Source organism: Enterovirga sp. (genome assembly GCF_028290205.1).
In the GTDB taxonomy this organism is placed as follows: domain Bacteria; phylum Pseudomonadota; class Alphaproteobacteria; order Rhizobiales; family Beijerinckiaceae; genus Enterovirga.
In genome coordinates, this window is the sequence record NZ_JAQGKF010000216.1 from 1 (window position 1) to 8,197 (window position 8,197).

Sequence of the window (8,197 nt, forward strand, 5' to 3'; positions counted from 1 at the left end):
CGCGGCGCTGTCCCGGGGGGAGCCCCCGGCTGCCACGCTCCGGCCCGCGGCCGCGCGCGCTGCCCTGGCCAGCACGGCCCAGACGGCTGCGCCTGCTGGCGAGATGAGGCCGCCCTCCCGGCCGAGCCCGGCCACTGTGGCGCTCGACGAAAAGGCCGCCCTGCGCAGCCTGTTCAATGCCGCCGCGACGCCTACCGGCGCGGCGCGCCGGGCGGAGGTCCCAACGGCGCGCAGCCGGGTCCAGCCGCTCGCCGCCGGCGCGCTGGCCGGCGCTCCGGATGCCCGGGTCCGCAGCTCCTTCTCCTCCGCCCAGCTCGACAATCTTCCGGCTGACAGCTTCCGCGGGCCGGCCGTCGTTCCTCTGCCAACGCTGCGCTGACCTGAGCGACGGAGCGCGGGCCGCGTTCCACCCCGGGCTCCACACGTTGCCCGGGCGTGCTATGGCAAGCGCCTCGCGACAGCCGTCGCGGGAGCGCGCCGACCGGGGTCGAGGATGGACAGGGATCCGACGAGCTTGACCGGCGAGGAGGGCCCCGTGCCCCCGGGCTCGGAGAGCCGCGAGGCCGCGTTGCGGCCCCTGCTGTTCGGCCGCGTCCCGGCGGAGGATCTGCAGCCCTATTCGGACGAGGTGCTGAACCGGCTCGCCGACCGCGCCGAGGAGGCGCTGCGGCGCCCGCGGCCTGCCGGGCAACCGGCCCTGCACCTGTCCGACGTCTCCGTCGAGCGGAACGGGCGGCCCCGCGAGCTCACCATTCTGGACGTCGTCAACGACGACATGGCCTTTCTGCTCGATTCGACGCTCGCCGAGCTGGTCGACCGAGGCTTCGAGCCCCTTCTGGTCGCCCATCCGATCCTGTCCGTCGAACGCGGGCCGGACGGCGTCCTGACCCGGCTCGCCGGGGAAAGCACGACGGGGGAGACGGGCGCGGCGGGCCGCGAAAGCCTGATCCACATCCATCTCGACCGCATCGACGACGACGGCGCGCGCGCCGCCCTGATCGCGGAACTCGGGCGCAGCTATGCGGACGTGGCCGCCGTGGCCCGGGACGCCGCCGCCATGCAGAAGCAGCTCTCCGGCCTCGCCGAGGAGTACAGCAGCAACCCTCCGCCCCTGCCGGAGGAGGAACGCGGGGAGGCCCAGGCCTTCCTGGAGTGGCTTGGGGAGCCGCATTTCACGCTGCTCGGCATGCGGGCCTCGCGCATTCCGGACGGCGACGGCGCGCCGGTGGCGCTGGACGGGTCGGGACTGGGCCTCTTGCGCGATCCCGAGGTCCAGGTGCTGAAGCGGGGCGGGCAGCTCGTCCCGATCACGCCGGAGATCCGCGCCTTCCTGGAGCGGCCTGAAGCCCTCATCGTCACCAAGGCGAGCGTGCGCTCGCGCGTGCTGCGCCGGGCCTATCTCGACTACGTCGCGGCCAAGCTGTTCTCGCCGTCCGGCCGGCTCTGGGGCGAACTCGCCATGGTCGGGCTGTTCACCGGCTCGGCCTACGCGACCCCGGCCCCGGAGACGCCCTATCTGCGCCGCAAGGTGGCACGCGTGCTGGCCCGGGCCGGCTTCGACCCGAAGAGCTTTGCCGGCCGCACCCTCGTCGAGGCCCTGGACGAGATCCCGCGCGACGAGCTGTTCCAGCTCGACGACGACACCCTGTACGGCTTCGGCCTCGACCTCCTGCGTCTGCGCGAGCATCCGCGCATTCGGGTGCTGAGCCGAGTCGACCGGCACCACCGCTACGTCTCGGCGATCGTGTACATCCGCAAGGACCACGACGATGCCGGCACGCGTCAGCGCATCGGCGCCTTCCTGGCCCGAAGCTATGGCGGCCGGGTCTCGGCCGTGTACCCGGCCCAGCCGGAGGGCGCCCTCGCCCGCATCCACTACATCATCGGTCGCGACGGCGACCCCACCCCGCAGATCGCCCGCGAGACGCTGGAAGCCGGCATTGCCGAGATCGCCCGCACCTGGGCCGACCGGCTCGGTGAGGCGCTGGCCGACACGGTCGGGGGCCCGCCGGCCCGCGCGCTCGCGGCCCGCTATGCGGGCGCCTTCGGAGCCGCCTACCGGGACGCTTTCGCGCCGGCCGTGGCGCTGGGCGACATCCGGCGGCTGGAGCAGTTGTCCGAGGCCCGGCCGCGCGCGGTCGACATCGACCGGCGCGAGGGCGAGCCGGCGAGCCGGGTCAACCTGAAGCTGTTCTCGCGCGGCGCGCCGCTGCCGCTCTCCGACCGGGTGCCGCTGCTCGAGCGCCTCGGCTTCAGGGTGGTCAGCGAGCGGACCTACCGGATCGGACCCGAAGGCGAGGACCGGACCTGGCTGCACGACATGGCGCTGGACCGCGCCACGGGAGCCGATCTCGACATCGCGAGCGTCGAAGGGCGCCTCGAAGCCGCTCTGCTGGCCATCTTCCGGGGCCTCGCCGAATCCGACCGGTTCAACCAGCTCGTGGTCGAGGCCGGGCTGGGCTGGCGCGAGGCCGCGCTGCTCAGGGCATATGGCCGCTACCTGCGCCAGATCACGGTGCCCTACAGCCAGGACTACCTGGCCGACGTGCTCGCCCGGCACGGGCCCTTCGTGGCCGGTCTCGTCCGGCTGTTCCAGGCCCGGTTCGACCCGAAGGCCGAGGAGGGGCGGGCCGCCCGCGAGAGCGAGGCCGTGGCCGAGCTGGAGGCCCGGCTCGCCGCCGTCACGAGCCTCGATGACGACCGCATCCTGCGCCGGTTCCTGAACCTCATGGAGGCGACGGTCCGGACCAACTTCTTCCAGATCGGCCCGGACGGGCTGCCGCCCACGGTGATCGCCTTCAAGTTCGACGCCGCGCGCGTCGACGGGATGCCGCGTCCGCGGCCGCTCTATGAGATCTTCATGAACTCGCCCCGGGTCGAGGGGCTGCATCTGCGCTTCGGCAAGGTGGCCCGCGGCGGCCTGCGCTGGACCGACCGGCCCGAGGATTTCCGCACCGAAATCCTCGGCCTCGTGAAGGCACAGCAGGTCAAGAACGCCGTGATCGTGCCGGTAGGCGCCAAGGGCGGCTTCTTTCCGAAGCTGCTGCCGCCGGCCTCCGACCGGGCGGCCTGGATGCAGGAGGGCACGGAGAGCTATCGGCTCTTCGTCGGCACGCTGCTGGACCTCACCGACAACCTGAAGGGCCAGGAGGTGATCCACCCGGCCGACACGGTCCGGCACGATGGCGACGACCCCTATCTCGTGGTGGCGGCCGACAAGGGCACGGCCACCTTCTCGGACGTGGCCAACGCCATCTCGCTCGGGCGCGGCCATTGGCTCGGCGATGCCTTCGCGTCGGGCGGCTCGGTCGGCTACGACCACAAGGCCATGGGCATCACGGCCCGGGGCGCCTGGGAGGCGGTGAAGCGCCACTTCCGCGAGATCGACATCGACATCCAGAGCGCGCCCGTCACGGCGGTCGGCGTGGGCGACATGTCCGGCGACGTGTTCGGCAACGGCATGCTGCTGTCGAAGACGCTGAAGCTCGTGGCCGCCTTCGATCACCGCGACATCTTCATCGACCCCGAGCCCGAGCCGGAACTCGCCTGGGAGGAGCGCCGGCGCCTGTTCGGGCTGCCGCGGTCGAGCTGGCAGGATTACGACAAGGGGCTGATCTCGACCGGCGGCGGGGTGTTTTCGCGCTCGGCCAAGTCGATCGCGCTCTCGCCCGAGGCGCAGGCCGCCCTCGGCCTCACGCAAGCGGAGATGAACCCGGCCGAGCTGATGAGCGCCATCCTGCGCGCGCCCGTCGGGCTGCTCTTCTTCGGCGGCATCGGCACCTATGTGCGGGCGGCGGACGAAACGGACGCCATGGCGGGCGACCGGGCCAACGATCCCATCCGGATCACCGGGGCCGAGATCCGCGCCCAGGTGGTCGGCGAGGGGGCCAATCTCGGCATGACCCAGCGCGGCCGGATCGAGGCCGCGCGCGCCGGCGTGCGGCTCAACACCGACGCCATCGACAACTCGGCCGGCGTGAACACCTCGGACGTCGAGGTGAACATCAAGATCGCCCTGGCGGCGCCCGCCCGCGACGGCCGGCTCGACGACGCGAGCCGGGTCGCGCTCCTGCGCGAGATGACCGACGAGGTCGCGGCGCTGGTGCTGCGCAACAACTACCTGCAGACGCTCGCGATTTCGCTCTCTCAGCGACGTGGAGCCGGCGATCTCGGTTTTCTGTCACGGCTCATGAGCGTGCTTGAAAGCCAGGGCCGGCTGGACCGCGCCATCGAGTTCCTGCCGGACGAGGCGGTGCTCGCGGCCCGGCGCCTGGCCGGCCAGGGCCTGGCGCGGCCGGAGCTGGCGGTGCTGCTCGCCTATGCCAAGCTCGCCCTGCATGACGAGCTCTTGGCCTCCACCGTGCCGGACGACCCCTATCTCGGCCGCGAGCTCGACCGGTATTTTCCGGCCGCCCTGCGGGACCGGTTTCCGGATGCGGTCGCCGGCCACCGGCTGCGGCGCGAGATCATCGCCACCCAGCTCGCCAACGCCATCGTCAATCGCGGCGGCCCGGCCATCGTTACGCGCCTTGTGGACGACACGGGCGCCGACGCGGCCACCATCGCAGCCGCCTATGCGGCGACACGGGACAGTTTCGGCCTGACCGACCTGTCGCTCGGCATCGACGCGCTGGACGGCCGCATCGGCGGCGAGCGCCAGCTCGCGCTCTATGCCTCGCTGCAGGAGCTGATGCTGTCCCGCATCGTGTGGTTCATCCGCAACGTCGACTTCAAGGCCCGCCCCCTCGACGACGTGGTCGGCCAGTATGGGGCCGGCCTCGCCGAGGTGGCCGCCGCGCTCGAGACGGCCCTGCCGGACGCCGCCCGGCTAGCCTGGGCCGACCGGACGGGGGCCCTGGTCGGCGAGGGGGTGCCGGCCGAGCTCAGCCGCCGCCTCGCCTCGCTGCCCGACCTGCAAGCCGCGCCGGACATCGTGCTGGTGGCGCGCCGCACCGGGCGCGCCATCCCGGACGTGGCCGCCATCCACTACGCCTTGGGCGCCCTGTTCCGACTCGGGGACCTGGCAGACGCCGCGCGCGCCATTCCGGTGCCGGACCATTACGACCGCCTGGCCCGCGACCGCGCCGTGGATTCCGTGGCCGAGGCGCATCGGCGGCTCACCTCCGAGGTGGTGGCCGGGCCAGCCGAAGGGGCGGTGCCGGCGTCCGAGGCCCTCGCCGCCTGGCGGGCGACGCGCGGATCCGAAGCCGACCGCCTTCGCGCTGCCGTGGACGCCATCGTGGCCTCCGGCCTCACGGTGTCCAAGATGACGGTGGCCGCGAGCCTGATCGGGGACCTGGCCAAGGCCTGAGCCGAGCGGCGCCCGCCCCGGCCGACCCCCCGATTCGCTGGGCTGGCGGGCTGCCATTGCCGAATCCGCCTCTATCCCCTATGTGCAGCGCAGCAGCCGATCCGACGACATGCCGCCGCGCCCCGCGTCCTCCGACCCGGGGCCTGCCGTGCTGAGCGACCTTCCATGAACCTCCGCAACATCGCCATCATCGCCCACGTCGACCATGGCAAGACGACGCTCGTGGACAAGCTCCTGTCCCAATCGGGATCGTTCCGGGAGAACCAGCGCGTCGCCGAACGCGTGATGGACTCGAACGATCTCGAGAAGGAGCGCGGCATCACCATCCTGGCCAAGGCGACCTCGGTCGTCTGGAAGGACACCCGCATCAACATCGTGGACACGCCCGGCCACGCCGATTTCGGCGGCGAGGTGGAGCGCATCCTGTCCATGGTCGACGGCGTGATCGTGCTGGTCGACGCGGCCGAGGGGCCGATGCCGCAGACCAAGTTCGTGGTCGGCAAGGCCCTGAAGATCGGCCTCAAGCCCATCGTCGCCATCAACAAGGTGGATCGGCCCGACGCCCGCGCGACCGAGGTCATCAACGAGGTGTTCGATCTGTTCGCGGCGCTCGACGCGACCGACGATCAGCTCGACTTCCCGATCCTGTACGGGTCGGGCCGCAACGGTTGGATGGCCACCTCGCCGGAAGGCCCGCAGGACCAGGGCCTCGCGCCGCTGTTCGACCTCGTGCTGCAGCATGTGCCGCCGGCCAAGGTCGAAGAGGGGCCGTTCCGGATGCTCGGCACGCTGCTCGAGGCCAACCCGTTCCTCGGCCGCATCATCACCGGCCGCATCGCCTCCGGCACCGTGAAGCCGAACCAGACCGTCAAGGTGCTGGACCGCGACGGCAAGGTCGTCGAAACCGGCCGCGTCTCGAAGATCCTGGCCTTCCGGGGCATCGAGCGGCAGCCGATCGAGGTCGGCGAGGCGGGCGACATCGTGTCCATCGCCGGGCTCGTGAAGGGCTCGGTCGCCGACACGTTCTGCGATCCGTCGGTCGAGATCCCGATCCAGGCGCAGCCGATCGATCCGCCGACCGTCACTATGTCCTTCATCGTCAACGATTCGCCGCTCGCCGGCACCGAGGGCGACAAGGTCACGAGCCGCATGATCCGCGACCGCCTCTTCAAGGAAGGCGAGGGCAACATCACGCTGAAGATCGAGGAGAGCCAGGACAAGGATTCGTTCTTCGTCTCCGGCCGCGGCGAGCTTCAGCTCTCCATCCTGATCGAGACCATGCGGCGCGAGGGCTTCGAGCTCGGAGTGTCGCGCCCGCGTGTCGTGATGAAGAAGGATGAGGAGACCGGCGAGATGCTGGAGCCCATCGAAGAGGTCGTGATCGACGTCGACGAGGAGCATTCCGGTGTCGTCGTGCAGAAGATGTCCGAGCGGAAGGCGGAGATGATCGAGATGCGGCCGTCGGGTGGCGACCGCCTGCGGCTCGTCTTCCACGCCCCGACGCGCGGTCTGATCGGCTACCAGGCCGACCTGATGACCGACACCCGCGGCACCGCCATCATGAACCGGCTGTTCAAGGCCTATGAGCCCTACAAGGGCGACATCACCGGCCGAGTGAACGGGGTGCTGATCTCGAACGACAATGGCGAGGCGGTGGCCTACGCCCTCTGGAACCTCGAGGATCGCGGCCCGATGGTGATCGAGCCCGGCTGGAAGGTCTACCAGGGCATGATCATCGGCATCCACACGCGCGACAACGATCTCGAGGTCAACGTCCTCAAGGGCAAGAAGCTCACCAACATCCGGACCACGTCCAAGGACGAGGCCGTGCGGCTGACGCCCCCGATCCGCATGACGCTGGAGCGCTCGCTGGCCTGGATTCAGGACGACGAACTGGTCGAGGTGACGCCGAAATCGATCCGGCTGCGCAAGGCCGTGCTGGATCCCAACGACCGCAAGCGCGCCGAGCGGTCCCGCGACGCAGCCGCCTAAGGGCGCCTTGCAGACGGAGCTCTCCGAGGCCGCGATCGCGGCCCTGCTGGAGCGCTTCTACGGCGAGGTGCGCCGCGACCCCGAGCTCGGCCCGGTGTTCGGCCGGGCAATCTCGGACGCGGACTGGCCGGGCCACATGGCCCGGATCGCCGATTTCTGGTCATCGGTCCTGCTGAAAACTGGCCGCTACCAGGGCAATCCCTTTGCGGTCCACACCCGGGTGGAGGGCATCAGCCCCGCCCTGTTCGGGCGCTGGCTGCAGCTCTTCGACGAGAGCTGCCGGGCCATCTTCGTCCCCCCGCTGGCAGAAGCCGTGCATGCCCGCGCCGTCCTGATCGGCGACAGCCTGCAGGCCGGGCTGTTCTTCCGCCCACCGCTCGCCGCGGCGAAGCGCACGGAGCCGGGCTCCCCTTCGGACCCGTAAGCCGGGCCGCCTCCCGGCCGCGGGCTCAGCGCTCGCGACGGTACTCCTCCGACCAGCCCGGGTCCTCGGCCTCCATGCGAATGCTGTCCGAGCCGAGCAGCGAATAGCGGGTGGTCAGCGGCGAAAAGGGCGGCAGCCAATGCCGGGTGAGCGTGAACTCGCGATCGGTGACGCGTCGCGCAGTCCCGGCGGTCTCGAGCGGCTCGCTCCATTCCGCCGGCTCCGCCCCGCAGGGCCGCCTCGGAAACGGCACGCAGGTCTTGAAGTCGGTCACGACCCGGCCGTCTGCGCCCACCACCATCCGGCGCCACCGGTGCGTCCCGGTCGGCTCCACATGGTGCCCCCGCCAGGTGCCGACGAGAAACCGCCGCAGCTCGTCGTCACTGCGGACCTGTGCCCTGGCGGGCCACGCTGCGAGAACCGAAACCGCCATGGCGGCGGCGAGCCACCTCGTCAGGCGGGCCATGTCG

General features: G+C 71.3%; 4 protein-coding genes and 1 pseudogene. 4 read left to right on the plus strand and 1 reads right to left on the minus strand.

From position 1 onward, the window contains the following. The 4 genes and pseudogenes from JWR86_RS15000 to JWR86_RS15015 form a co-directional block, all read left to right on the plus strand. Positions 1 to 379, plus strand: a pseudogene (locus tag JWR86_RS15000) (hypothetical protein); the annotation flags it as partial. 114 nt (positions 380 to 493) lie between these two features. Further along, positions 494 to 5,311 (plus strand): NAD-glutamate dehydrogenase, encoded by a 4,818-nt coding sequence (locus JWR86_RS15005; protein WP_299567045.1) that lies wholly within the window; start codon positions 494 to 496, stop codon positions 5,309 to 5,311. 165 nt (positions 5,312 to 5,476) lie between these two features. Then, a complete protein-coding gene (typA, locus tag JWR86_RS15010; protein WP_299567046.1) occupies positions 5,477 to 7,303 on the plus strand; it encodes a translational GTPase TypA in 1,827 nt (608 codons plus the stop codon). 7 nt (positions 7,304 to 7,310) lie between these two features. Next, positions 7,311 to 7,727: a group III truncated hemoglobin gene (locus JWR86_RS15015; RefSeq protein ID WP_299567047.1), complete on the plus strand. Its 417-nt coding sequence runs from the start codon at positions 7,311 to 7,313 to the stop codon at positions 7,725 to 7,727. A 25-nt stretch (positions 7,728 to 7,752) separates the two neighbouring features. On the opposite strand, the gene JWR86_RS15020 is transcribed toward JWR86_RS15015, so the two are convergent. Beyond that, on the minus strand, positions 7,753 to 8,197 hold a 445-nt coding region (locus tag JWR86_RS15020), incomplete at its 5' end, for a hypothetical protein (protein ID WP_299567048.1).